Raw genomic sequence first — 25,954 nt, 5'->3', positions numbered from 1 at the left:
TTCTCCCGATCAAAAGCCGATGAAGACCGGGCCGAAACCATCCACGAATTGCCGGATGAGGGCCGCGACCGACAGATAAAGCATGAAAATGCCGCCCGCGAGAATGAAGGGCGTCGATATGAAGAAGACCGGGATCTGCGGCGCAAGCTTGTTGATGAGGCCAACCGCGACGTTGAACATCAGGCCGTAAATCACGAAGGGGCTGGCGAGCCGCAGCATGATCGAGAAGGAGGCTCTCAGCGTATCGGTCAGCGTAATCAGCATCTTCTGGCCGCTGATGAGCGCGCCGACCGGTGTGGCGGTGTAGGAATCCACCAGCGCCTTGAGAACGATGTGATGGAAATCGAATATGAACAGCACCAGCAGGCCGCCCAAAGTGATGAAGTTGGATATCTGGTTTTCCTGCACGTCTTCGATGACATCGGCACCGCCAGGCGCACTGAGGCCAATGGAAGCGCCGATGAGCGCGCCGGTAAACTGAAAACCCAGCGTGTAGAACCGCGCGATCAGGCCATACATCGAACCGATGACGACCTCGGTGAAGATGAGGCCGACGACCGTACCCTGGCTTGCGCCGGAGACTTTCGGATAGATCGTGTCCCATAGCACCGGCAGAAGCGCCATGGATACCGCGACGCACAGAAGCATGCGAATCTGCGGCGAGATGCGCGAACTGGAAAAGCCCGGCATGGTCATGAAACAGGCGCCGATACGGCAAATAGCAAGGAACAATGCGATAATTGTCCCTTGCGGGTCGGTTATCATGAAATGGCGCCCAGAATCTTGATCTCGAGACCCTTGGCAAGTTCCACGTGCGAGAGAACCGGCAGGGTCGCAAAGAGTCGCTCGATAATCATGCGCACATAGGACCGCGTTTCCGGTGAGGTTACAAGGACAAAGGGCAGGCCGCGATCCATGAATTCACGGATAACTTTCGAGGCCTGCTCCGAAAACTCCTCGAGATGGCGGGGATCGATGTCGAATTCGACGATTTCGCCCTTCTGGTCACGCTTGAGCGCCTGATGGAAAACCATGTCCCACTTGTTGCCGAGACGCAGGACACGCAACACGCCATTGTCGGCAAGATCGCCGCAGAGCTGCTGCGACATGCGCACCCGCACATGTTCGACGATCTGCTCGGTCTTGCGCACATGCGGCGCGAGTTCGGCGACGGCTTCGAGAATGAGATGCAGGTTGCGGATCGACACGCGCTCGGCGAGCAGCAGCTTTAGCACCGCCTGCAGGCCGGAATAGGACATATGCGACGAGCAAATCTCGTCGGCCAGCTTCTTGTATTCGGGATCAAGCCTGTCGATGAGGATTTTGACGTCCTTATAGGACAGGAGCTGCGGCAGGTTGTTGCGGATGACTTCGCTCAGATGCGTCAGCACCACCGAGACGTTGTCGATCGGGTGGAAACCTTCGCGCTTCAGATCCTCGGTGAAGGTTTCGAGGATGGAGACGGCGGGCATGCCGAAAGCGGGTTCGCGGATTTCGTCGCCCGGAATGCTCGGCTTGCGCCCTGCACCCGTCACGACAAGAACATCGCCGACGCGCAGGCTGCTGGAGGCGATGGTCGTGCCGTGGACGCGGATCTGATAGGCCTTTTCCGGGATCATGATGTCGTCGGCGACCTTGATCTCGGGCACCACGAAACCGTATTGGCTCGCGAATTTCTTGCGCATCTTGCCGACGCGGAAAGCCAGCTCCTGATGCGCGCCGAGAAGACGGGTGGAAACCTGCTTGCCGAGCGCCAATTCGATCTCGGCCGTCTTCAGCACCTGCTTGACTGAATCCTTTTCCGCCTCGGTGGTCTGGAGAACCTTGTTCTCCTCTTCCTGACGCCGCAGCGCGCTTTCGGCTTCCGCCTGGCGTGGAATATACCAGCTGCCGAAGGCCATGATGCCGCCGAGGAAGATGAAGGGCAGGAAGGGAAGGCCCGGAATGACGGCGAGCAGTCCCATCAACATGGCCGAGACCATCAGCGCGCGCGGATAACCGCTCAGCTGATTGACGACCGCCTGATCCGTCGAGCCGGCGGTGCCGCCGCGTGATACCAGAAGGCCGGCGGCGAGCGATACGATCAGGGCAGGGATCTGCGAGACGATACCATCACCGACCGAAAGCTTGACGAAGACGTCGGCCGCTTCGCCGATCGGCATGCCGTGGCGGAAATAACCGATGATGATGCCGCCGAAAATATTGATCGCGGTGATGATGAGACCGGCGATCGCGTCGCCGCGCACGAATTTCGAGGCACCGTCCATCGAACCGAAGAAGGAGCTTTCCTCCTCCAGTTCGCGGCGGCGGCGCTGCGCTTCCTTTTCGTCGATGATGCCGGCGGACAGATCCGCATCGATCGACATCTGCTTGCCGGGGATGGCGTCCAGCGTGAAGCGGGCGCCGACTTCGGCGATACGCGTTGCGCCCTTGGTGATGACGATGAAGTTGACGGTGATCAGGATCAGAAAGACGATGAGACCGATGACGAAGTCGCCGGACATGACGAGGCTGGAGAAGCCCGCAATCACGCCGCCGGCCGCCGTCGGCCCCTCATTGCCGTGGGACAGGATGACACGCGTCGTCGCAATGTTCAGCGACAGGCGGATCATGGTCGCGATCAGCAGCACGGTCGGGAAAGACGAGAAATCCAGCGGCCGCTGAATCCAGAGCGCCACCATGAGGATGAGCACCGAAAGCGCAATCGAAAACGCCAGGCCAATATCCACCAGAATGACCGGAATGGGCAGGAAGAGAACGCAGAGGATCGCCACAATGCCCAATGCGAAACCGATGTCTCGCATGCTCGGACTTACCTTGGGCAAGGAGATGACTGGTGGTTGCGCCATAAAATCGTCCTGTCTCTTCATGAGAAGGGCGACGGAAAAGCCGCCGCACGGTTCCGCGGCACCGGTTTTCGAAAAGCGAACGCAATTCGGCCCGATGCTTCAACCTATCCCTAGCCGCCGAAGCTTGCGCGAAGGTGGCATCCATAGCGGACGGGCGTCAGAAGCCAGATTGAATGCGGGAAAAGACGAGATTGGAAAAGAGCGATATCTGCGCGCCCACGAAGGGGGCGGCGACACCGAGGACAAGCATGATCGTGACGATCTTGGGAACGAAGGTCAGCGTCATTTCCTGAACCTGGGTCAGGGCCTGAATGAAGGCAATGACGACACCGACGATCATGGCGGCGAGAACCGCCGGACCGGCCGCGACGAGAACCGTCCAGACTGCCGCCTGCATGATATCAAGCGCATCGGCCTCGTTCATCGTCGCATCCTTATTCCGGAAAGGCGGCGTCATGCCGCCTCTTCAATATCAGGAACCAGCCGGCTTATTCGAATCGGTCCCACCATCAGCTGTACTCTTGATTGGACCATTCGAGAAGGTCACGCCGGCCTGCAGCAGTACCTTGTCACCAGCTTCGGTGATGGCGACAACGCCGTCCGAATAGACCTGCACTTCCTTGACCACGCCGGTGACCTTGTCGTCGGAGCTCATGACGGTCTTGCCGACGAGATCGGACGCGCGCGTCAGGGCTTCCGCCTGCAGCATGCTCTTCAGGTGGGTGTTGGTCTTGATGGTCTGCTCGACCTGCGAGAAGCTTGCCAGCTGCGACATCTGCTGACCCGCATCCATCGGGCTGGTCGGATCCTGGTTCTTCATCTGGGCGATGAGGAGTTTCAGGAAGCTGTCATAGTTCAGCGAGGCCGCGTTCTTGTCACTGCTGCTCGCCCCGGCATTCGCCCAGGGGTTTGCCGCTGCCGCATTGACTGCATCTACCGCCATGGTGCGATCTCCTTGCGAATCTGTTCGATCGTTGCCGGGGTCATTTCCTGATTGTTGAGGATTTTTTCCTCGATCGGATAAAGACCGCGAATAGCCTTGAGCGCTTCGAAAGCCTTGCCTGACGCAACCAGCCCGTCGATCCGCTTGAGTTCCGCCAGAACCTCGTCATGCTGGAAGCAATTCAGCAGCATGCTGACCGACTTGCGGAACATGTTGGTCGACTGATCGCGCCCTTCCGGGTTGATGAGGATCATCTGCGCGATGAAATAAAGCTGTCTGAGCGGCGTCGTCGCCTGGTCGGGCTGCAGAACGTGGTTTTCAAGCAGGAACGTGACATCGTTCAGGAATTCAAGCGCCACCTTGCGATCCACACGCAGAACCGCGCCGTTGATGAAAATCTTTTCGCCCGATTTCAGCGAAATTCGAAGTGTACTTTTCATTTCAGTCCATCCCTGATGATGGTTGTCACGTCAATTATGCCCTGGAAATTCGTCGACTGACGTTTCCGGATCAGTTCGCACTCTTTCAAAATCCAGATCGCGATGGAGATCAGATTGGCTCTGAGTTCCATGGCCAGCTGGTTGTCGGGTTGCTTGAGATCCTCAATGAAGCGGATCCAGACCCGTCGAGTGTAAAAAAGTGCTTCGATCGTGGGCCGCTGCGAGGAGGAGTCCCTTGCCTCCACCAGAAGGTCGATCGATTTGGTCAACGCCTGCCGCTCGCGATCTTTCGCGTTGGCGACACCATCCTCCATGATTTCGGCGTAGGAAAACTGGTACATTCATGTATCCTTTATCTGCCGCCACCTCTGTTCATCAGAGGTAGTTTACCAGACTCATTTTTTGCAGACGCGACGTGAGGCTGTATGCGATTTCAATCTGCTGCTGCAGCAGATCGAGACGGGTCTTCGCCTCGTAGGTATCGATCCCCTCAATATCCAGCAGATGCGTTTCGATGATCTTCTTCTGGGCCTCCAGCGAATCATTGGCTTTCGAGACACGGCTTTCGGAAAGACCGAGCTGGCTTTGCTGCTGGTTCAGACCGTTGATGGCGGTGCCGATATTGGTCACCGACTTCATCGCCACCATTTCGCGGATGCCGCTGTCCACCTTCGCGTCGAGGAAGGTCATGGACGTCATCGCGGTCAATGCGAAATAACGCATGCCCTGCGAATTGCTGTTGCTCGACGTTTCGACAACCTCGTTCTGGCTGATGCGGCTCGTCATGTTGGTGTCGCTCGCCTTCGAACCGAAGGTCGTCCAGAAATCATAGTTCTGGCCGGCCGTCAGGCTGCTATGCGGCGGGTTCGTGACCGTGGTCGTGCCGTTGAACACGCCTTCGATATGGGTCATGAACGCTTCGACCTGCGGTTTCGACAGGCTGGCGAAATCACCCACCGGCGGCGTCTGCGCCGCCATGAATGCGTTCAGCTCCGTCTCATAGGCTTCCTTCAGCGGAGATCCATCCGCGAAATAGTCATCGACAGGCTTCACATCCGTATTGATGCCGGAGAACAGATACTCGCCATTGACCGCTGTATTGGCGAAGCTCGTGAAGTTGTTGAACGCATTCGAGATGGTCTGGGCGACCGTCGACAGCGTCGGTGCTTCACTGCTGGTATTGGGGACCAGAACCTTCTGAATCTCCTGCGCGGCCTTCGCCATGCCGTCCAGCGCCGTCTGCGAGGATTTGAGGCGTTGCGTTGCAATCGAATTGACGCTGACCAGCGAGGTAATGCGGTCGATATCGCGATTGAGATCGAGGCTGCGGGCGGTATTGGCGCCCAGCGTCACGCCGAGATCGGCATGCTTGCCCGTCGTCAGCTCGGTATTGAGATTGGTCATCTCAAGCTGAGCCTTGAGGATGGTGCTGCGCATGCTGTTCTGCATCGCCAGCGATGAAATGAATGACGTTTTCATCGTTTACCTCACCATGTCCATCAAGGACTTGAGCATTTCATCAACGGTCGTCACCAGTTTGGTCGCGGCCTTGTAAGATTGCTCGATATCCATGAGCAGTGACAGTTCCTCGTCCAGGCTGACCGCCGTGCTGTTCGAATAGGAAGTGGCGGAGCGCTCATAAAGCGCGCTTTTCGCTTCGTTTGCCGAAGTCGCGCCGGAACGTTCCTGTTCGAGCCACCCCATCGAGTTGGTGCCGTATTTCAGGATGCTGGTATTCGTATCGATACGTGTCGACGCGGCAAAATTCATGGGCGCGTCAAAAGCAGTGACATAGCTGCGGATCAGGGCGGAGAAACCGGTTCCACCCGATGTTGCGGTATTGATCACGTAATCGGTACCGTTGATACCGCCGTCACGCAACAATTCCGGATTGCCACCTTTGGAAATAATTAACGCCGGGTTGACGGTAATGCTGGCCGCGAGCCCCGGAGAGACAGTTCCGTCCGGCGGAATTGTCGTCGCCAACGGCGAACCATAGGTGAAGAGGCCAGGCATGTCTGGCAGACCGCTGGTCGGGTCCGCGGGCTTTTCCGCAAACATGGTGATGAGGCCGCGCGCGATTTCGTCGAGCTGGCTCTGCATCGTCGGCGCCAGATCATCACGAACCTGCATCAGGCCCTGAAGCGATCCTTCCGCCGTTGTGTTGCTGCCGCTGCCCGCCTTCAGCGCTACGCCATCGACATAAATGGCGTTGCCCGTGGTCGTCGCATCGTAGCCCGGCTGCGTCTTGAAGGTCACGCTGCGCGGCACGATCTCGAACAGCGTCGCACCGTCAGTCGTATAAAGCGCCACATCGTTGTTGGGGCGATTGACGACATTGATGCCGATGATGGAGGAAATGTCCTTCAGAAGCGCTTCGCGCTGATCGAGAGCGTCGCTCGGATCGCCGCCGATCGCCGTCTGCGCCTTGACCTCGTTATTGGCTTCCTCGAACTTCGCGAGCAGCCCGTTCAGCTTGTCGACCTGGAGGGAGATTTCCTTGTCGGCGCGCAGACGCATCGCCTGCAATTCGCTCGAAGCCTTGTTCAGGGAACTGGCGACATCCGTGGCCGAGGTGACGGCCGTCGCCGCCAGAGCGGCATCGCTCGGCTTGGCCGCGTAAGCGTCCAGGCTTTTCAGCAGTTCCTTCATATAGGTGGCCGGCGAACTCTCGTAATCGTTGCCGCCGAAAACGCTCTTCATTTCCTGAAGGCCATTGAGCACGGTGCTCTGGCCGGAAGCAAGAGAAGAGCTGGAGATTGTCTGCCTGAGAAGACTTTCATTCTGGGCACGACCGTTGGAGACGATACTCGCTCCAGCCATGGTCGTGCCGAGAATGGCGGTTCGCTTGACGTAGTTCGCATTGCCGACATTGGCAATGTTTTTCGAGGTAACGTCCGTCTGCTTACCTGTATTATTGAAAATCGACTGCGCAGTATTCATTGCTGACGTGAGCGACATTCATCTGTCCTCGTGAGAAGTATTATCTCTTCAGATTGATCAGGACGTCCATCAAATCCGATCCAGTCTGGAAGACTTTCGAATTCGCTGTATAGATACGCTGGGATTCAATCATGTCGGTGAGTTCGCTGGCGATATCGACGTTCGACCCTTCCAGCGCACCCTTCTGGATGTAACCGAAGCTACCCGTCTGCGCGAAGCCGATGGTGACAACACCCGACTCGTTGCTCGGCAGATAGACGTTACCGTTCTGCGGGCTGAGGTTGTCGACGCTCGGCACCGTGGCCAATGCCAGCTGGTAGATATTGCGGCGACCGCCATCCTGATAGACCGCCGTTACCAGGCCGTCCTTGCCAATTTCGACGTCCTTGATCTGGCTCGGACCGTTGCCATCGAGAACTGCAGTACCGGGCGTAAACTTGGTCGAGAACTGCGTCATTTCAGACAGGTCGATGTTGATCGCCTGCGCCACGCCGCTGACCTGGTCATTGATCGTAATCGATTTATCCGAGGTGGGGGTGAGCTTGTTGGTAGCAGGATCGAATGTCAGCTCGACTTTCTCCTGAACAAGGTCAGTTATTGGCGTTGCCGTGTAGGGGAATCCGCCATTCGTCGACTGGTCCTGGCGGTAAACCGCCACTTCCCACGTATTGTCGTCAGTCTTGGTGTAGTAGAAATCGTAAAGTACCTTCGCACCGCCGCTATCGAATGCCGTCAACGAGGTCTTGTTGCCGAACGTCGCAGTTGCGGAGTTGGTGCCCGGAAGCGATGCCGCGGCCACAGCCGTATCGCCACGGTTAAGATTGGCCGGGAAGCTGCCCTGCGTGGAGGGCGATGCCGTCAGGCCGAAATTATTGACATTGATGGCTTCAAGACCCGTGAAGCCATTGACGACGGCCGCCGGCGGGTTGGAACCATAGGGGTAACCCATCAGTTGGAAGCCGGCCGCGTTTTCCAGGTACCCTTCCGAATTCTTCTGGAACGAACCGGCGCGCGTCAGGTAAGGCGTGCCCGATCCATCCTGAACCACGAAGAAGCCGTTGCCCTGAATGGCAAGGTCGGTGCTCGAGGTGGTGTAGGAGAGGTTTCCCTGCTCCGAAATGCTGTAGCGAACATTGGACTGTACGCCGCCCGAGGCGTAGCTGCCCGATGAGGAGGGCAGAACGAGCGAGGAGAACGACGTGGATGCACGCTTGTAACCGGTGGTGCTTGCGTTGGCGATGTTGTCGCCCACGGTCCCCAGCTTGTTCGCCTGCGCATTCATGCCGGACACACCGGTTCGCATAGTGCCGAAAATACTCATTCAAAAACCCTCGTGGTCATCTTTCAGGGAGAAGGTAAAGCGTTTGGCTTGCGTGAAGCTGTCGGAAATACCGCGTTTGAAAAAGACCACGCGGGTCAATGAAAATCATTGCCAATCAATGCTGTAGCCGAGGAACCGCTTGGAATCGACCGGATCGTAGCCAAGCTTCTTGCGCAGCTTCTTGCGCAGCTTGCTGATGTGGCTTTCGACAACGTTTTCTTCGACGTCATCATCAAAGATGCCGTAGATGGCATTGAAAATCTGCGCCTTGGAAACGCGGCGTCCACGATTGGCGATCAAATATTCGAGGATACGACGCTCGCGGCGCGGCAAGGGAAATACCTCGCCACCCACTTCGGGGTCGCGGCCGTCGGAGAAAACCCGAATCGGCCCCGCATCTGTGAAGTTCGAGATGACCTGCAGCCGGCGGCGGATAGCCGCCGCACGTGCAAGGATTTCACGGGGATGAACCGGCTTGCGCACGACGTCGTCGACGCCGCTGTCGAACAGCGCCAGCGTCGATTCCAGCGAGGGCTGGTCGCTGACCGCGATGACAGGCGCCGTCGTGCGATCCCTGATCGCCTTCGGCAAAGCAAAGCTCCGGTCGCCCTGGCCAATCAGGAAGGCTTCCACAGCCGCCAGATCGCTTTCCGCCGCCGTCGAGACCCATTCCCCGAATTCGACCGGATCGAACCCGGTCGAGGGAATGCCCTCACGCCCAAATAGAGATGTATAGCCGTCTTTAACGAGCTCGCGCTCATCAACCACTACGATCATTCGTCCGCCTCCGAATCAGTGTGGTGTTTTCCAATGAGGCATTGGTACGAATCGGGGGATTCAGCGACAACTGTAGGAAATCATCGATAGTTATTAATAATTGATTAACCATTTTGTGCCGATTTGATCTATATATAGTGGGTATTAACCATATATGGCACAAAATTTTTGTGTAGAAATTTCAAAATTCCGAAAAAACCGCTTGAAATGCCTTTTTTCGATCAATCTATCGCCACATTTCAAAATACGAGTCCTGCGGCGCCTGAAAGCAATTTCAGGTTGTTATCCGTCGCAGAAATTTTTCGCGTTGGGAGTCCATTTCCCGTAGCCCGTCGCCACCAGATTGGCGATGACGCGGCAGACATATTTCTTCTGCGCCGGATCATTGTTCGGGCCGGCATGATAACGGGCCACCGCCATGGTCCAGGTTTCATGCCTGTTGTGAAGGTTGCGAAGGAACATGGCGGCATATTCCACATTGCGACGCGGATCGAACATTTCCCGCGGGGATGAGAAGTTTTCGCCATGGAAATAATGATTTATCTGCATGCAGCCGAGGTCGATCAGCTTGGCGCCGTTGCGCTTCGCCGCCTCGAAAGTCATCAGGGCTTCCTCGGTGGAGGTCGCAAATACCGGTTTTCCCTCGATATTCATGGCATTGGGGTCGAGCCGCCCCTTGCGGCCCGTCTCGGTCAGGCCCACCGAATAGAGAATTCCCTCCGGCACGCCATATTTGCGTGCCGCCGACTGGATCTCTCTTTCACAGACGCCTGATGTCGCCGAGGCCGACGCGTTTTCAGAGGTAGACGCCATTGTCAGCAGAAGAACGGGCAGAGCCAGGAGCGCCATCCATGCCTTCATTATGCACCCCCAAATTATCGCCATTGCCTTGCCGACTGCCCCGTGCTCCGGACTCGTCACGGTTGCGCCCGGCGGCGGCCTGCTGGCCCTGCTGCTGCGCCTGCTGATTTTGCTGATTGTTGCCCTGTGTGCCCGTTTGGTCACTCTTGTCGGAAGAAGCGATGCTGATGGTGATGTTATCGACCGTCAGACCCTGCGCCTTGAGACCCTCAAGGATGTTCTTGCTGTCGTCCTGAAGCTTTTTATAGGCTGCAACGCTCTCCACCGTCATGTGAACGGCAAGCTCGTCACCGGCAAGACGCAGCGACATCGTCACCGATCCGAGCTCGATCGGCGTCATGTGCAGCTTCAGCGTATGCACGACCTTGCCGGTGCTGCTCTGGGCCGCCGCATTGGAAAGCGACGAGCCGGGCTGCATGGCGCTCACCCATTCCGGATCATTGACGATCAGGCCGGTCAGGGCCGAAGCGTTGGTCGAAGGCGCCAGACCGATGAAACGCCGCGAATCGAGGACCGTGATGGTATCTGCCGCTTTGCCGGTGCTTTCCCGTGCATCGAACTCGACACGGCTCTCACGCTGCACCGTGCTCATATCGAGAGCCCGGGCCGCGCCCGAACGCGGAGACGAGAAACGGAATGCCGAGGCATCGCCTTCGTTTTCGGAAGCCGAACCCGCCTCGTTACCGGCAGGTGCAATGCCTGTCGGCGTGTCCTTGACCAGATGCTCGGCCTTGCCCCGGACAGGTTCAGCCCGGTCTGATTTCACCGTGTCGGTCTTGCCGGCAATCGCCTGTGCAATTTCCTCAAGCGGCGTCTTGGCTGTCGCCACATCGGCGGCGTTGGCCACAACCAGCTGCAGTTCCGCCAGCTTTGGATCGATCACATCGGCTACCGTCTCGGCGTCCTTGTCGGTGTCGTCCTTGAGCTTCTTGCCGGTTTTGCCGTTCTCGGGTGTGCGGGCCGTTTTCACGGCGTTCTGAAACTCGGCCAAGGTCTCATGGGCACGACCTTCGCCGGCATGCTCGTTGACGATCGCATTCAGAAAGGTTGCGGGCCGCTTGACCGGGACATCCATCTTTTCCGCCTCGCTATCAGCCTGTGCCTGCTGTTCTTCAGCCGGGTTCTTGTCCTGCTGATGCCGCGAATGCAGCGCCTGCGGCGGCCGCTCGTCCCGGACCGTGGAAAGGGCATCGCCGAAACTGCCGCCCTTGGCGTCGTCCCTGACGCTGGCGCTGCCGGCGCGCGGATCGGATGGTGGCGCATTCATTATCGCGTTGATGGTTGCGTCGATCATGGTGCCCCCTCGCCTTTCTTCAACAGGCTGTCGATTTCATCGAGCTTGCTACGGCCGCTCGTCACGAGTTGCCGGACGTTATCGCCCTCATCGTCAGCCTTCTGGGTTTCGACCCGCCATATGCTCTTTGCATCAGCACCGGTCGCCTCGTTTTCGGGCGTATTCCGCCCGGTATCCTTCGTGGCCGCAGTGTCTGCACCGACACCGGACTGCAGGGAAGGAGGACGAACCACCTGCTCTGCGATCGCCCTTGCCGCCTCCCGCAGGGCCCTGTCCCTATCCGAAAGCTGCGCTTCGGGGATTTGCCCGATTGTCTCGATCGCGCTCACCACATCTGGTGTGCCGATGTTGGAAAGGCTTTCATAGAGATTTGCCTGGACTTCGGGCTCACCCGGCAGCGACGGAGACAGCGCCTTCGCCTTCAACGCCGCCATACGCGCCAGCGAATCCTTGCCGCTGATCGCCGCGAGGCGAGAAAGGCGCAGATAGGCTTCCTTCTGCCTCTCGGTATCCATCATGGCGAAGGTTTCCTGTATCGCCTCCTCACCGATGGAATCGGCGCGTTTGACCACCAGCGAGACCAGAAGGTCGGCAAACTGGCTGGCATAGGGCGAATGCAGGAAGCGCCGCGCATAACGCTGCGCATAGTCGACGCCGCGCGCAGCATCGCCGTCTTCAACCGCGATAGCGAGCGAGCGGCGCAGTGCCGCCTCCTCAACGATTGTGCCGGGCGCTTCGAGCCGGGCTATGTCGTAAAAGCCGAGTGCAGCCAGCGGATCGCGCGGTATCGTCACATTGCCGCCGATCAGCGCCAGATAGGCGCCAATCCGCTTGCCGCGATATTCAGGCACCATGGCCGCGATGCTCTGTGCGACCAGCGTTCCCTTGCCGGACAGGTATTTGCGCAGGATATCGGCAACGCGGCTATCGAAATTGCCATCCACATCACGCGCGACCAGCAATTCCAGCGTCGCCGGGTTGCCGCCGCTCATCGCATAGATGAGCGCCGCATCGACATTGCGCGGATCCTTGAAGATCGCCGAGGGCGCGCTCTTCAGCCGCTCATCGATCGTCTGCAGCAGAAACCGCTGCATTTCAGCGGCGGAATGGTCGCCCATGGCCACCGAATCCTGCACGAACTGCAGGGAGCGCAGCATGGCATAGGGCATCAGATTGTCTTGCGACTGCGAAAACGCCTTGCTCGGCTCGGAGCCGAGACCGCAAAGCGTCGCCGCAAGAAGGAGCCAGCGTTTCGAGGTTTTCGTCACACTCACCCCCGATCGGCCTCAAGCAGAATTTCGATGCGGCGGTTGGCATCTGCCAGAGGGTCCGCCGGCACCTGCAATCTGCGGTCCGCGAAACCCGAGACCTGCTTTACCCGCTCTTCCGACAGGCCGCCGCGCACCAGCATGTAATAGGCGCTGTGCGCACGGTCCATGGAGAGCCGCCAGTTGTCATTGGCCTCGCCCTTGAACTGCCGTCCGTCGGTATGGCCGCGGATCACCACGCTGCCGCCCCGCTCCTGAAGCAGTTTGCCGATTTTTTCCATGGCCAGAACCATTTCGCGGCGGGGAACAGCCGATCCGATATTGAACATCGGCGTTTCCGTCTGGTCGGAAATGGTGAGCAGCAACCCGCCTTCGGCCGGCGTCACCACCAGACCTTCGGAAAGCTTGCCGGTAATGCCTGAGATCTGCTTCTCGATTTCCTCGCGCAGGGTATCGGCCTTTTCCCACTCGGCATCGCTGGCCTTTTGCTGCTCCGGCTTGGGCTGAGAAAGCGCTGCCTGCTCTGCGGCATCCGGACGCTGCTGCGGCACCACGGCGGCGACTTCCATCGGCTTGCCGTCTTCCGCCTTTTCGGCCGGTGTCTCGGACGACTTAAGCGCGACCGCCTGAGCGTTTTCGGCCGCATCCTCCTGTTTGTTCTCGGCGAGTTGCTGCTGTTCAACCGGTTTCTGCGGCTGATCGGCGCGGGTGATTTTCACCTGCTGGGTCCAGAAATCGGGATCGAAGGGATCGCGATAGGCTTCGCCGCCGCTTGCGCCCGTCGCCGGGCCGGAATCGGCAGCGCCGCCCTCGCCCTTGGCGCTGACATTGGCCTGCTGCCCCACCTGCTGGGCAATTTCGGCCAGCACGGAATAGGGATTTTCGAAAAAGTCCGCTTCAGAGAAATTTGACTGCTCACCGGTCTGGGAGGTCAGGTCTTCGCCCGTCGCCGCGGCGGAACCTTTGGTGACCTTTTCCGCCTGGATGTTGGACTGGTCTTTCTTCTGGACGCCCTCTTCCTTATCGACAGGCTTTTCCAGCCCCTTGGACGAGGGTTTCTCATCTGACAGCTTGATGGGATTGAAATAGCTGGCGACCGAGGCCTTGGTTTCCTCGTTGGCGGCATTGACCAGCCACATGACGAGGAAGAACGCCATCATCGCCGTCATGAAGTCGGCATAGGCGATTTTCCACGCACCGCCATGGGCGCCATCGTGCCCGCCCTTGTGGCGCTTGACGATGATGATCTCGTTTTTGCCGTGGTGGTGGTTCTCGCCTTCACTCATTTCATCACCTTGCGAAGACTGGACGCCCAGGCGGACATGCGCGTCACGAACACGCTTTCACCCAACTCGACGGAAAGATCGATATCGGTGGTCTCGGTAAATTTCATCGTTTCTTCTTCAAAGCCCGGCTGCGTCTTCAGTCGCTCGAACAAATCTTTCGGGCCTTTCACGACAAGCGTGACCCCTTCGCCATCCGGCATGGCGGCGCGCACCACATCCGCCAGCGCCGTAACCGCCTTGAGCGACAGCTTTTCCGTCAGGAGGGGGGCAAGGATATTGGCTGTCTGTTCGCTGAGATTGGCCGCGATCGCGTCGATACCCTCGCGCAGACCACGGGACAGGGACGCCGCAATTTCTTCAAGATGGCCCGAACGCAGGGTCTCCAGCTCGGCCGCATGGGCGGCGATCAGTTCTTCCCGCTCCGCCTGCATCTTCTCGGTGATCTCGCGGGCGGCGTCTTCGCGGCCGCGGTCATAGGCCGCCTGTTTCTCGCTCTCCACGTCAACGGGGGCAAATTCGTCGAAAGCGGAAGCGCCATCGGCAAAACCGGACAGGAAATCGTTGTCGGCCAACGGGTCGCCGAAGGCCGGCGCCGCCGATTGCGGTTGCGCTTCACCGAAGTCCTTGAGAAACCGTGCAATGGACGCGCTCATGCCTGCCTCCGGCAAAACAGGAGAAAGGGGCCAGACATGTTTTGTTGCCCGCGCGAATCGCAAAAGCCTCGCCGCATTTCCAGACGGAAAACCGGGGTCCACTTTTCCTGGAAATGCTCTAAGCCGTTTGGCGGCACCACCGTCATCCTTGCTACCCTGCCCGTCTCTTCCACGTTTCCCGGCCGGATCACGCCATGCGATCCGCCCCATACTGACCCGACGTTAGGTGTTCAAACTTGTGCGAGGATGAAGGCGGGCATGATCGGCAAGCCTGCGCCCATCCATCCCCGCGCGCCCACGCCGGTCGAACCCGTTACTTGAAGAGCTGGAGGATATTTTCCGCGTTGGCATTGGCGATGGAGAGAGCCTGGATACCGAGCTGCTGCTGCGTCTGCAGCGCTTTGAGCCTGGTCGATTCCTCGTTCATGTCGGCATCGACAAGACGGCCGATGCCCTTGTCGATAACATCCATAAGGCTGGAAACGAAGTTATCCTGCATGCTGATGCGGCTCTGCAGCGAACCCAGGCTGGAAGCCGTGCTGGTCATCGCCTCAAGCTGCCCGTCGACGAAGGACATCATCATGTCGATGGCGTCGGCATCGGTATAGGTCGTGCCGCCACCGGCAAAACCGCCCATGGCTGCGGCGACAACATCGAGATTGCCGAGATTAAGGGTGGATACGGAAAACCCGAGGGAACGATCGGCGGAAGCCGTCCCGCCGCTGAGGTCGTAAAACCAGTCGTTGCTGCTGGTGTCGCGATAGGCGGGAGAAACAGTGGTGCCACCGCTCGACGGATCTGTCGCCGTCACCTTCACCCATACGTTTTCGGCAAGGCGGAGATAATTGGCGGTCCCGTCACTATAGATATTCGGATCCGTATTCGTATCCGCAGTCGCGGCATTCAGCGCGCCGATCTGCGCGTCACTGAGCTTCTCGACGACATGACCGGCGTTCGTCGCCTTACCCGCAGTCGTCGAGGTCTGAGTGACTTCATATTCCGTCTTGCTGACGAAAACGGCGTTCTTGTCGAGAATCCCGAGCTTTCCACCACTGAGGTCGAAAAGCACCGTACTGCCATCGAGCACATAATCAACGGTGGTAACGCCGACATTGCCTGCGCCCGTGCGGGTGAAGGATGCAACGACCTTTTTCGTGATCGATTCTTCAACCGGCGGCGTGCCACCGTTGCTGATGCTGGCCTGCAGCCAGTTTTCGCCCGAGAAGGAGGCCGATTCGGAGATGCTCTTCAGCTGTTCCTGAAGCTGCTTGATTTCATCCTGGATCTTGCCGCGGTCGGCGCCAACGCCGTAGGCGGCGACGAGCTTGGCCTTGATCTGCTTGACGACCTCGATCGTGCTTTCAAGCGCGTCGTAGGCGGTGTCGACCTTGGCGGCTCCCAGACCCAAAGCGTCCTGCACGGCCGAAAGCGCGTTATTGTCGGAGCGCATCGTCGTTGCAATGGACCAGTAGGCCGCGTTATCCGCCGCAGTCTCGACACGGTAGCCGGAAGACACGCGCGCCTGTGTTGTCTCGAGGCTCTTGTCGATCATGCGCAGGGTTTGCAGCGCGGCCATCGCCGCCGCATTGGTCAAAATGCTGGTCATGGGGTCCACCCAACTCAAAATTTAAGAAAAAATCCGGCGCTGTGCCGACAACGAGCAGAAGCATCATGCGAATCGGCAATGGCCTGGACCGACCACCGCGACCTGCTGTTCGTTAACAAATCGTTAATGCGATAGGTAACAAACAACAGGACTGATTTGCAAGGCGTTCCTGCCTTTCACAGCCGGGTTTCGCATAAACCGGCAGGCTTCAGGCAAGCTCTGGTTAAAACGCACCGGAACGAGGCCGTTGCGCCCGCGATTTCGGCGGGCGCAACGGACATGACGGCAATATTCAGGGATGATCCGGTTAAGCCGCTTCGCCCTGACGGGTTGGCACGAATCGGGCAGCCGTCAGGCTTTTCCGAAGAAACTCGGTGTTTTCGTCCGGGTTTTCGGAAGGGTTCTGAAACGAGACGTGATTGATCTCAACCGCCGCATGTTCGTTGGCGAGCGTCAATCGCGCATAGACCGTGGCGCCCTTTGGCTTGAGCTCGAGATCGAGGACGATCTCCGGCGCGCCTTCCCATTCGAGCTTGTATTCGCCGCCGGCGCCGAAATTGATCGTACCGGGATGATAATAAAGCTCAGCCGCCGACGAAACGAGGTCGGCGATACTGCTGTAGCACTCAAATCTGAGCAGCGAAATCAGGTCGGCCGGGTCTAACAATCGAAGTTCGGTGGCGATCGGGTTGATCGCCTCTGCGACGATCATTTCCCGCTGTTCGGAATAGGCGGATTTTTTCATTGGTTTTATTGAACCCGTATTTTCGATGACTTCATGGCGTAAACCCGATGAACGAGCTCAGCCACAGCCTTGTAAAAGACTGGTGGAATCACACTATCTACCGAGACTTGCGCAAACATGGAGCGTGCAAGCGGAGGGTCCTCAAAAACGGGGATATTGTTTTCTTCCGCAATCTCGCGGATTTTCAATGCGATAAGGTCCTGGCCCTTGGCCACGACAACAGGTGCGTCGCCTTCTTCGCGAACATAACGCAGCGCCACCGCAAAGTGTGTGGGGTTGGCGATGACAAGCGTTGCGCGCGGCACATTGTTGATCATCCGGCGGCGGGCACGGTCGCGGGCGATGGAACGCTGGCGGGATTTGACCACGGGGTCGCCCTGCGACTGCTTGTATTCTTCCTTCACCTCATGCTTCGTCATTTTCAACTGGCTGAACCAGTGATGGCGCGTCCACAGAACGTCGACGGCAGCAAGCAGCGCGGTGGAAAGCAGAATAACGACCATCATTTTTTTGACGATCTCGACCACCCGGACGAAAATGACCTGCGGATCGGAGAACATCAGATCGATGAGGCTGTAAAAATCGCCACGCAAAGCAAAGAACATGATGACCGAGACGATCATGATCTTGAATACGGATTTGCCGAATTCCACAAAACCCTGCTTGCTGTAGATGCGCGTGAAGCCCTTCGCCGGTGAGACGCGTGACCATTGCGGACGCACCCGCTCAAGCACCGGCGACGGCAGGTTCTGGAAAAACGACGAAGCAAGCCCGAAAACCATGAACATGATCATCGCCGGCATGAGCAGATAGGCGATCGACGTGCCGAGAAAATACAACAGCGACAGGGCATCCGGCCGGGTGCTGAGGTCCCACTGTTCGGGCTGGCCGAACAGGTCCTTCAATGTGACGCCAAGGCGACCGGCGCCATCGGGCAGGAAGAAGACCAGGTAACAATAAAAAGCAAGTGAGGAGGCAAAGATCGGCACTTCACGGGAAAAGGGAAGATTGCCCTTTTCCGCCGCATCGCGGAGTTTTTTCTCCGTCGGGGCTTCTGTTTTACTGTCCTTGTCCTGATCGTCTGCCAAGGCACGTTCCCGGGATCAAAAAAAAGGGCCCGCCGATCCCGGCAGGCCGTCATCCCGAAACTAGCGTCCGTGACCGGCCATCGCAATGGCCGGTTCCGCCGTAAGGGCGGGTTATCAACCGGCTTCCGCTTAAGCGGCGGCTGGTTGCTCCTCCGCAGAGGCTTCCTTCAGCTGGATCTGGCCGGAATTGGCCAGCCGGATCGCCTCCTGCGCCACCGCGCGGCGGGCAATCGCCACTTCGCGGGTGTTGATCGAGGCCTGCGGCACCGCGAGGTCCGATTCGATCATGCGGCGCTGGCGCGGGCTGATGCTGGAGAGCACACATTCCTTGATTTCCATCGTGGCGCCGCGCAGCGCCATCGTCATGACATCGGCCGAAACATCGTTGAGCAGCAGGACGCGGCTGCGCTGTGGCATGAACATGAGATCGTCGAAGAGGAAGATCTTCGGCTTGACCTTGTTTGCGGCTTCCTTGCTGAGCGTCTCGAGAGAGCTGAGCAGCGTATCGACCTGCGGCTTGTCCAGTTCGTTCATCAGATCCGCAACCTTCGTGGAACCGCCCGCATTGCGCTCGGCCTCGATTTCATTGATGAGATTGACCACACGCTTCTCGATGATCTGGGCAGCCGTCGGGCTGACTTCCTTCATGTTGACGGTACGGTTCATGATATCGGCGCGCTGCTCTTCCGGAATGGTGAGGAGAACCTTGGCGCCGAAGGAGGAAGGCAGCATGGAGAGAATATAAGCGATGGTCTGCGGATGTTCGCGCAGCAGGAATTTGCCGACGAATTCCGGCTCGGCTTCCTGCAGGCGGTCCCAGATCGATGCTTCATAGGCCTGGAAAGCCGCGCGGCGGCCGAGAAGGCTGTCCACCTCTTCAGGGGTCAGGCCCTCTTCGAGAATGCTCTCGATCGCCTTGGCATTGTCCATCAGACCCGTTCCTTCGGTGAACAGGTCCTCGAACTCGGCTACGATCTGTGCAAGCTCATCGGGAGGAATGACGCGCAGGGTCTGGGCCGAGGAAATGATCATCTGCAGTTCGTGCTGGGTGAAAAACTTCAGCAGCTTGCCGGCGACGCCCTTGCCCATGGCAAGAAGCACCGCGGCCGCCTTGTCGGCCTGAGACAACGGCTTGCCCGCAAGGGGGTTACCGAAATCCTCGAAGTCCATCATGGTCTTTCCTCTCCGTCCCCACAGGGATCAGGCTTTTCGCGTACTCAGTACTTCAATCAATTTTACGCCGAAGCGCGTATCGTCGTCTTCCAGAACCGTTATTTCACCGCGCGCAATACGGCGGCCATTCACCATGATCTCGACCGGCTCGCCAATCTTGCGATCAAGCGCGATCGTTGCGCCCTCTTCGAGGCTCATCAGCCCCGAAACGAGCATTCTGCTGGTGCCGAGAACGATCTGGACATCGATCGGGATATCCATGATCATTTCCATATTCTCGGACAATCCGCTGCCAAGCGGTGCCTTCACGCCCGCAACCTGCGGGGCGGCGGCAAAATCGTCCATCGCAAAGTCGGCCGCTCCGCCACCAAAGGCGGAAAGGTCGGTTTCGGTCGAAACCTCGTCCGTGCTTCCGAAATCGCCGAAGTCGCCAAAATCGGAGAGCGAGCCTTCCGCATCCGTCTTGAGGACGCCACGCAGATCGCCGATAGCCTGGTCGAGGTCGCCGCCGTCTTCAAACGACGGCAACGCCGCATCATCGGTCACAGGTGTTTTCTTCGTAGCCATGCGCTGATTATTCCCTTTGAAACTTGCGTCAGCCTGCCCAGAACCCGAAAGGCCGGGCAGGATTTAACCCATCAAATGTCGTAAGATCTCGTCGTCCGTGCTGACATTGTTCTTCACCCGAACCATGTAGCGGTCGCCGGACTTGCCGAATTCGCAATTATAGAGCTTGGAACCGTTGGCGCTGACCTCGACGCCGATATCGTCCTGCTTCAGAGCCTGGAACGGAATGACATCACCGGCCACCAGCTTGGAAATTGTCCTGAGCGTCAGCGTTTCGAGCTTGATGCGCGCCTCGAGCGTTACCTGCGATCGCTTCACCTGCTCGGAAATCATCTCCATCCATTCCTCCTGCTTCTTCAGCGCCTGGGCGGAAGCCTTGGGAGCGACGATGGAGGTTCTTAGCAGGGGGCGCTGCGGCACGATGAGGGTAAATTCCGACGAGACCTTGCCGATATCGATCTTCATGCGGATGGTCACGCCGTAAAGACCGGCGATCATTTCCTCGAAGGCGCTTTTGCCGTTGGAGTTGAACGGCGGCTCGATCGCCGCCTCAAAACCGCCGGGCGCGTTGACGCCGGAGCGCAGGACACCGGCGATGCGGCCAAGAACCATGGCCGCGAGGTCGAGCTCGATATGGGACAGGCTGCGCTCATCCGGTTCGCCGATCATGTCCGGCGACGCGCCCAGCATGCGCTCCATGAGCGCGATGACGAAGCCGTTGCCGACAGTCATCATGAAATTGGGGCACCAGTTGCGCAGGGAACAATCGGCAACCGCGACATTGCTCCCAACATTGGCGATGAGATCGGTCATCAGGCCCGATTCGGAGCTGACATATTCCACATCGATCGCGATGCCGGTCTCGCTGTGGAAGATGTCAGGCAGGAATTCGCTGTAGAGATGGCCGATATCGGAACCGATCTTGGCGATCGTCTTGCGGTCAGACAGCCCTCCCGTCAATTTTGCGAGAAGGGCGGTGTCGATGGCGGGTGCTTGTTGCGCTGCAGCTTTTGCCATCGTCATGCCGCCTTGTTTTCGCCGCCGGGGTTCATCATCTCCTGTTCGACGGCGTCAATGGACGGCCGCTCGTAGTTGGAGATGGTCTTGCGGCCGTATTCGAGCGCCACCTGCGGCACCGAGCCGTTCATGTAGGCGATCAGCGTCTGCTTGACGATGATGTAGAGGCGGTGCTGCTTGGTGCGGACGATCTTGACCTGCGAAGCAAGCGGGTTGCAGATCGAATAGGACAGGATGATGCCGAGCATGGTGCCGACGAGCGCGGCGCCGATCAGGCCGCCGAGCACTTCAGGCGATTCGTTGATCTTGCCCATGGCCTTGATGACGCCGAGAACCGCCGCGACGATACCGATGGCGGGGAAGGAATCGCCCATGGTGGTGATCGCGTGATAGGGCTTCAGCTTGTCATGCAAGATGGTTTCGATTTCCTCATCCATCAGCGCCTCGATTTCGTGGCTGCGGGCATTGCCGATGATGATGAGACGGACATAGTCACAGATGAACGAGGTCAGTTCCTTGTTCTTCAGGACCGACGGCGCGCTCTGGAAGATCGAGGATTCCTCGGGATTGTCGATATGGGCCTCGATCTCGTTGCGCGATTTCGTGCGCAGATCGCGCATCAGCGAATAAAGCACGCCGAGCACGTCGAGATAGTTTCGCTCCTTCGGGACCGAATGCTTGAAGGCCTCGCCGAGCGCCTTGCCCGAATCCTTCACGACCTTCATGGGGTTTGCCATGATGAAGCCGCCGAGGCCGGCGCCGCCAATGATCATCAATTCGAACGGCTGAACCAGCACGTCCAGATGACCGCCCATCGCCATATAGCCGCCGATGATGCAGCCGAAGGTGATTATAAGTCCAATTACAATATTCATTGATCGACCACGCCCGAACAGTGTTCCATGCCGCCATGTCTAGAAAATGTGGCTTGCGTGAACCTGTCCGCAAAGCCTCCCCCATGCTCCCGCCTCCAGCCAGTTTCGCACAAGCAAGCCACGGCAATATGCCGGCAAAGGCGGACGTGCGCCTTGAGATCGGGATCAAACGAGAGCGGCGGTTCAGTGACTTCCACCTATACCAGCTACAGACTGATCAGTCAGGATATCGGCAAATCGCTTGAGCGGGTGTCGAAGCAGCCCGACGTGGCGCGCGAGACCGAATATTACCGTGCAAAGATCGGCGATGTGAAATCCATCGACGACTTCATGGCCGATACGCGCCTTTATAATTACGCCCTGAAAGCCCACGGGCTCGAGGATATGGCCTATGCGAAGGCCTTCATCCGCAAAGTGCTGACGGAAGGCGCCTCGGACAAGAACGCCTTCGCCAACAAGCTTTCCGACAACCGGTATGCAGAGCTTGCAAAGTCCCTGGATTTCGCAGGCCTGGGTGCGGCAGCGACCTCCACCGAGGCAGCCAAATCAGGTGTCGTCAGTAAATACACGCGCCAGACGCTGGAACAGGAAGCGGGCGACGACAATAACGGCGTCCGGCTTGCCCTTTATTTCGAGCGCAAGGCGCCGACAATAAAATCCGGCCTCGATTTCCTCGCCGACGACGCGCTTGCGCAGGTATTCCGCACAACGTTCAACCTGCCCGACGCATTTGCGGCGGCCGATGTCGACAAGCAGGCCGCGCTCATCGAAAAAAGCATCGATATCAAGGATCTGCAGGATCCTGAAAAGGTCGGCAAGCTGCTCGAGCGTTTCACCATCATGTGGGAAATGCAAAATCCCTCTACGACCTATGACCCCTTGGCCGTTTTCGGCTCCTCCAGCGGCTACGGCATTTCCCCCGACCTGCTGATCTCCATCAACTCCCTGAAACTCGGAGGCAAATGATATGCAATCCGGACTATACGTCGCCCTGTCCTCGCAGATCGCGCTGGAGCGCCGTCTTACCACCATTTCCGACAATATGGCGAATGTGAACACGGTCGGCTTCCGCGGCTCCGAAGTGAAATTCGATGAGATGGTCGCCAAGAACCACAATGACATGAACGCCAGGGTGGCTTTCGTTTCCCAGGGCAACGACTATCTCTCCACCCGCCAGGGTGCATTCGAGCAGACCGGCAATTCCTTCGATTTCGCCATCAAGGGCGATGCCTGGTTCTCGCTGGATACGCCTGATGGTCAGATCTTGACCCGCGACGGCCGTTTCACCATGCGTCCGGACGGCGCGCTCATCTCCTCGAGCGGTTATCCCGTTCTCGATGCCGGCGGCGGCCCGATCCAGCTCAATCCGAATGGCGGTCCTATCACCGTCGGTCTCGACGGAGCCATCCGCCAGAACGAGAACATCGTCGCCACGCTCGGCATCTACCAGGCGGATTTTTCGCAAGGCTTCCTGCGTCATCCCAATAGCGGCGTGAAGCCGGTGGCGCAGCCGGTTCCGGTCGTCAACAATCATGAAGTCGGCGTCGTTCAGGGTTACCTCGAGCAGTCGAACGTCAACGGCATTTCCCAGATGACGCAGCTCATTCAGGTCAACCGCGCCTTTGAAAGCATCTCCTCGCTGATGCGCGACACCGAATCGACCTTCGGCGAGGGCATCAAGACGCTTGGCGGCGCGCGTTGAGGAACTGAGTGATGACAATGCCGGAATCCATGCTCTCGGCTGGGGCCATTTCACCGAAGCTCGCGCAGCTGGCGAGCCTTGCCGGGCATTATGCCGATCCGGAGTTCTCGGTGGCGCATGGCGGTCATGTCCGCACCATCGCCGCCGGGCACTATACGGTTTCCGGCCTGTCGCGGCATGTGCGGCTCGGGGAATTTGTCGCCCATCGCAGTGCGACCGGCATTCATCTCGGCGAAGTCGTGCGCGTGGAACCGGACATCTGCTATGTCTGCCCCATCGAACCCGGCGAGCCGATCGGCATTCACGACACCGTCATCCGCAAGGGCGCCTTCCGCGTCTCGCCCGACGACAGCTGGTGCGGACGCACCATCAATGCGCTCGGCGAGCCGATCGACGGCCAGGGGCCTCTTGCCGCCGGCATTGAGCGCCGTTCGATTTCCAACAATGCGCCGCCCTCGATGACGCGCAAAAGGGTGGAGACACCCTTCAAGACGGGTGTGCGGGCAATCGATATCTTTTCGCCGCTTTGCCTCGGCCAGCGCCTCGGCATTTTCGCGGGTTCCGGCGTCGGTAAATCCACGCTGCTGTCCATGCTCGCCAAGGCAGACGCCTTCGATAAGGTCGTCATTGCGCTTGTCGGCGAACGTGGCCGTGAAGTGCGCGAATTCATCGAAGACACGATGGGCGAGAATATGAGCAAGTCCATCGCCGTCGTCGCGACGAGCGATGAAAGCCCGATGCTGCGCAAGATGGCCCCGCTTTCCGCCGTTACCATCGCCGAGCATTTCCGCGATCAGGGCGACAACGTCCTTCTCATCATCGACAGCGTGACGCGATTTGCCCATGCGATCCGCGAAGTGGCGGTCGCTTCGGGCGAGCCGCCGGTAGCGCGCGGCTATCCCGCCTCTGTCTTCACCGAACTGCCGCGCCTTCTGGAGCGGGCGGGACCGGGCGCGGAAGGCACCGGCACCATCACCGCCATCGTCTCCATTCTGGTGGATGGCGACAATCATAACGATCCGATTGCCGATTCGACCCGCGGTATTCTCGACGGCCATATCGTGCTGGACCGCAGCCTTGCCGAAGAAGGCCGTTATCCGCCGATCAATCCCCTCGCCTCGATCTCGCGTCTTGCCAAGAAGGCCTGGACGCCGGATCAGGAAAAGCTGGTCTCGCGCCTCAAGGCGCTGGTGCACCGCTTTGAGGAAACACGGGATCTTCGCCTTATCGGCGGTTATCGGCCCGGCACCGACCCCGATCTCGACATGGCGGTGAAGCAGGTCCCGATCATCTATGAAACGCTGAAACAGCTGCCGAGCGAACCGGCAGCGCAAGACGCCTATGCCGACCTGGCGACCGCGCTGCGCGGGGGAGCACAGAATGGCCAGCCCCAGGTAAACCCGAGAGTGAGAGGCTGACCCGTGAACAAGCGGAATGACAATAGCCATGATGAAGACGTGCTGCCTAAGCCTGTTTTCTTTACGCCTGACCGTATTCTCGCATGGACGGGTATCGGACTTGCCGCTGCAGCAGCCTTTTTCCCATGGTACGTGTTCTTCAACGAAGACAAATTCGGCATGAAAGTGGCGGGCGGCGACCGCACCCGCGATCTGCCCCATACCGGCCCGCGGGAAGTCTTCAGCGTTTCGCCGATGGCCATGACCAACCGCAACAAGGAAGACACCCCGCCGCCGGCGGAGCTGCCCGACATGCTGACGACGGCAACCGTCAACGCGGGCGGCAAGGAAAAACAGAACAATCTGGCAGCCGGGATCGAGGACCAGCCCTTCCCCGGCCAGACATCCTTCCGTCTGCTGCATGTTTCCAATGGCCGCGCCCTGATCGAGGACGGTTCGGGCATGTATATGGTGCGAGTCGGTTCGACCCTGCCGGACAATGCATTGCTGACAAAGATCGAGCAGCGCAACGGCGAGTGGCTGATAGAGACCTCCTCCGGCAAGACCTACCACCCCGAAAAATAACGGTTTTTCTCTCAACGGAAGGGCGCGCCGCATCTGCCGGCGCGCCTTTTTTGTTTTGTGCGTGCCGCGTGCGCACGCCCCTTTCTCCGTCGTTATGCAGCGCCATCCCTCCCCGCAAGTCTGACGCAAGATTAGCCCCGTAGGTTCGGGCCATACGAGATGGAGAAGTCTATGCAACCGATTCAACTGTTCGAACTGGCATCCCGCCAAGCGGAATGGCTGAGCGTGCGGCAGGAAGTCGTGGCGACCAACATCGCCAACGCCAACACACCCAAGTTCCACGCCAAGGATGTCAACCCCTTCGAAGCGGTCATGCAGGCCACCAGCCAGCAGGTCGGTATGGCGAAGACTCATCCCGCCCATTTCGGGGCGAGCGAGCTCAGCGAAAATATCGCGGTGCGCGACAACCCGATCAATAACGAGATCGGCATGCAGGAGTCCGGCAATTCGGTCGCGCTTGCTGAAGAAATGACCAAGACCGGCGAGATCAAGCGGCAGTACGACCTGAACGCCAATCTCGTCAAATCCTTCCATCGCATGATGCTGATGACGGTAAAGAGGTAA

Annotated in this window: 27 protein-coding genes; 5 read left to right on the top strand and 22 right to left on the bottom strand. The window is 58.7% G+C overall.

Going from position 1 to position 25,954, the window contains the following annotated elements:
- Nucleotides 1–9 precede the first annotated feature (9 nt).
- The 22 genes from fliR to motA form a co-directional block, all read right to left on the bottom strand.
- On the bottom strand, nucleotides 10–765 hold the full coding sequence (gene fliR / locus QRN60_RS02325) for a flagellar biosynthetic protein FliR (protein WP_003503350.1): 756 nt from the start codon (nucleotides 763–765) through the stop codon (nucleotides 10–12).
- Nucleotides 762–2,849 carry a flagellar biosynthesis protein FlhA gene (gene flhA, locus QRN60_RS02320; protein WP_003503351.1) on the bottom strand — a complete coding sequence of 696 codons (2,088 nt, stop codon included), beginning with the start codon at nucleotides 2,847–2,849 and terminating at the stop codon, nucleotides 762–764. The genes fliR and flhA overlap by 4 nt, the downstream gene beginning before the upstream one ends.
- Before the next feature lie 157 nt (nucleotides 2,850–3,006).
- The gene (gene fliQ, locus QRN60_RS02315; RefSeq protein WP_003503352.1) at nucleotides 3,007–3,273 is read right to left on the bottom strand and encodes a flagellar biosynthesis protein FliQ; all 267 of its coding nucleotides are present in this window, start codon (nucleotides 3,271–3,273) and stop codon (nucleotides 3,007–3,009) included.
- A 48-nt stretch (nucleotides 3,274–3,321) separates the two neighbouring features.
- Nucleotides 3,322–3,792 carry a flagellar hook assembly protein FlgD gene (flgD, locus tag QRN60_RS02310; protein ID WP_003503359.1) on the bottom strand — a complete coding sequence of 157 codons (471 nt, stop codon included), beginning with the start codon at nucleotides 3,790–3,792 and terminating at the stop codon, nucleotides 3,322–3,324.
- Nucleotides 3,783–4,232: a flagellar biosynthesis repressor FlbT gene (gene flbT / locus QRN60_RS02305; RefSeq protein ID WP_003503362.1), complete on the bottom strand. Its 450-nt coding sequence runs from the start codon at nucleotides 4,230–4,232 to the stop codon at nucleotides 3,783–3,785. The genes flgD and flbT overlap by 10 nt, the downstream gene beginning before the upstream one ends.
- Nucleotides 4,229–4,573 (bottom strand): flagellar biosynthesis regulator FlaF, encoded by a 345-nt coding sequence (gene flaF / locus QRN60_RS02300; RefSeq protein ID WP_003503365.1) that lies wholly within the window; start codon nucleotides 4,571–4,573, stop codon nucleotides 4,229–4,231. Before flaF ends, flbT begins: the two co-directional genes overlap by 4 nt.
- Before the next feature lie 34 nt (nucleotides 4,574–4,607).
- Nucleotides 4,608–5,711, bottom strand: a complete 1,104-nt coding sequence (locus QRN60_RS02295) for a flagellar hook-associated family protein (protein WP_020010439.1) — start codon at nucleotides 5,709–5,711, stop codon at nucleotides 4,608–4,610.
- Between the two features lie 3 nt (nucleotides 5,712–5,714).
- Nucleotides 5,715–7,193, bottom strand: a complete 1,479-nt coding sequence (flgK, locus tag QRN60_RS02290) for a flagellar hook-associated protein FlgK (protein ID WP_003503368.1) — start codon at nucleotides 7,191–7,193, stop codon at nucleotides 5,715–5,717.
- 22 nt (nucleotides 7,194–7,215) lie between these two features.
- Nucleotides 7,216–8,496, bottom strand: coding sequence for a flagellar hook protein FlgE (locus tag QRN60_RS02285; RefSeq protein WP_003503378.1), 1,281 nt, complete (start codon nucleotides 8,494–8,496; stop codon nucleotides 7,216–7,218).
- A 105-nt stretch (nucleotides 8,497–8,601) separates the two neighbouring features.
- Entirely contained in the window at nucleotides 8,602–9,273 is a 672-nt protein-coding gene (locus QRN60_RS02280; protein WP_003503381.1) for a response regulator transcription factor, read from the bottom strand.
- Between the two features lie 282 nt (nucleotides 9,274–9,555).
- Nucleotides 9,556–10,122, bottom strand: coding sequence for a lytic transglycosylase domain-containing protein (locus QRN60_RS02275; RefSeq protein ID WP_003503383.1), 567 nt, complete (start codon nucleotides 10,120–10,122; stop codon nucleotides 9,556–9,558).
- Entirely contained in the window at nucleotides 10,070–11,428 is a 1,359-nt protein-coding gene (gene fliK, locus QRN60_RS02270; RefSeq protein WP_112293045.1) for a flagellar hook-length control protein FliK, read from the bottom strand. The genes QRN60_RS02275 and fliK overlap by 53 nt, the downstream gene beginning before the upstream one ends.
- The gene (gene motC / locus QRN60_RS02265) at nucleotides 11,425–12,702 is read right to left on the bottom strand and encodes a chemotaxis protein MotC (RefSeq protein WP_129564611.1); all 1,278 of its coding nucleotides are present in this window, start codon (nucleotides 12,700–12,702) and stop codon (nucleotides 11,425–11,427) included. The genes fliK and motC overlap by 4 nt, the downstream gene beginning before the upstream one ends.
- Nucleotides 12,699–13,982 carry a MotB family protein gene (locus QRN60_RS02260; protein ID WP_003503388.1) on the bottom strand — a complete coding sequence of 428 codons (1,284 nt, stop codon included), beginning with the start codon at nucleotides 13,980–13,982 and terminating at the stop codon, nucleotides 12,699–12,701. The genes motC and QRN60_RS02260 overlap by 4 nt, the downstream gene beginning before the upstream one ends.
- Nucleotides 13,979–14,635: a hypothetical protein gene (locus QRN60_RS02255; protein ID WP_111794229.1), complete on the bottom strand. Its 657-nt coding sequence runs from the start codon at nucleotides 14,633–14,635 to the stop codon at nucleotides 13,979–13,981. The genes QRN60_RS02260 and QRN60_RS02255 overlap by 4 nt, the downstream gene beginning before the upstream one ends.
- A 313-nt stretch (nucleotides 14,636–14,948) precedes the next feature.
- Nucleotides 14,949–16,241, bottom strand: a complete 1,293-nt coding sequence (locus QRN60_RS02250; protein ID WP_020812076.1) for a flagellin N-terminal helical domain-containing protein — start codon at nucleotides 16,239–16,241, stop codon at nucleotides 14,949–14,951.
- 307 nt (nucleotides 16,242–16,548) lie between these two features.
- Nucleotides 16,549–16,986 (bottom strand): BspJ family T4SS effector nucleomodulin, encoded by a 438-nt coding sequence (locus tag QRN60_RS02245; RefSeq protein ID WP_003503394.1) that lies wholly within the window; start codon nucleotides 16,984–16,986, stop codon nucleotides 16,549–16,551.
- Between the two features lie 5 nt (nucleotides 16,987–16,991).
- The gene (gene flhB, locus QRN60_RS02240; protein WP_003503396.1) at nucleotides 16,992–18,074 is read right to left on the bottom strand and encodes a flagellar biosynthesis protein FlhB; all 1,083 of its coding nucleotides are present in this window, start codon (nucleotides 18,072–18,074) and stop codon (nucleotides 16,992–16,994) included.
- 129 nt (nucleotides 18,075–18,203) lie between these two features.
- Nucleotides 18,204–19,247 carry a flagellar motor switch protein FliG gene (fliG, locus tag QRN60_RS02235; RefSeq protein WP_003503398.1) on the bottom strand — a complete coding sequence of 348 codons (1,044 nt, stop codon included), beginning with the start codon at nucleotides 19,245–19,247 and terminating at the stop codon, nucleotides 18,204–18,206.
- Nucleotides 19,248–19,274: 27 nt separating this feature from the next.
- Nucleotides 19,275–19,814 (bottom strand): flagellar motor switch protein FliN, encoded by a 540-nt coding sequence (gene fliN, locus QRN60_RS02230; RefSeq protein ID WP_003503403.1) that lies wholly within the window; start codon nucleotides 19,812–19,814, stop codon nucleotides 19,275–19,277.
- A gap of 63 nt (nucleotides 19,815–19,877) precedes the next feature.
- Nucleotides 19,878–20,837, bottom strand: a complete 960-nt coding sequence (locus QRN60_RS02225) for a FliM/FliN family flagellar motor switch protein (protein WP_060727001.1) — start codon at nucleotides 20,835–20,837, stop codon at nucleotides 19,878–19,880.
- Nucleotides 20,834–21,706, bottom strand: coding sequence for a flagellar motor stator protein MotA (motA, locus tag QRN60_RS02220; RefSeq protein WP_003503407.1), 873 nt, complete (start codon nucleotides 21,704–21,706; stop codon nucleotides 20,834–20,836). The genes QRN60_RS02225 and motA overlap by 4 nt, the downstream gene beginning before the upstream one ends.
- Nucleotides 21,707–21,892: 186 nt before the next feature.
- On the opposite strand from motA, the gene QRN60_RS02215 reads away from it, so the two are divergent.
- The 5 genes from QRN60_RS02215 to flgB all read left to right on the top strand — a co-directional run bounded on the left by QRN60_RS02215 (nucleotide 21,893) and on the right by flgB (nucleotide 25,954).
- On the top strand, nucleotides 21,893–22,672 hold the full coding sequence (locus QRN60_RS02215) for a DUF1217 domain-containing protein (RefSeq protein ID WP_060722896.1): 780 nt from the start codon (nucleotides 21,893–21,895) through the stop codon (nucleotides 22,670–22,672).
- 1 nt (nucleotide 22,673) lies between these two features.
- Entirely contained in the window at nucleotides 22,674–23,408 is a 735-nt protein-coding gene (gene flgF / locus QRN60_RS02210) for a flagellar basal-body rod protein FlgF (RefSeq protein ID WP_003503411.1), read from the top strand.
- Nucleotides 23,409–23,419: 11 nt separating this feature from the next.
- The gene (gene fliI, locus QRN60_RS02205; RefSeq protein WP_003503412.1) at nucleotides 23,420–24,826 is read left to right on the top strand and encodes a flagellar protein export ATPase FliI; all 1,407 of its coding nucleotides are present in this window, start codon (nucleotides 23,420–23,422) and stop codon (nucleotides 24,824–24,826) included.
- Nucleotides 24,827–24,829: 3 nt separating this feature from the next.
- Nucleotides 24,830–25,390, top strand: a complete 561-nt coding sequence (locus QRN60_RS02200; protein ID WP_003503413.1) for a hypothetical protein — start codon at nucleotides 24,830–24,832, stop codon at nucleotides 25,388–25,390.
- Nucleotides 25,391–25,561: 171 nt separating this feature from the next.
- Nucleotides 25,562–25,954, top strand: coding sequence for a flagellar basal body rod protein FlgB (flgB, locus tag QRN60_RS02195; RefSeq protein ID WP_003503414.1), 393 nt, complete (start codon nucleotides 25,562–25,564; stop codon nucleotides 25,952–25,954).

The organism is Agrobacterium sp. CFBP2214 (assembly GCF_030209895.1).
Taxonomy (GTDB): Bacteria; Pseudomonadota; Alphaproteobacteria; order Rhizobiales; family Rhizobiaceae; genus Agrobacterium; species Agrobacterium radiobacter.
This window is presented reverse-complemented; position numbering and strand designations above follow the sequence as displayed.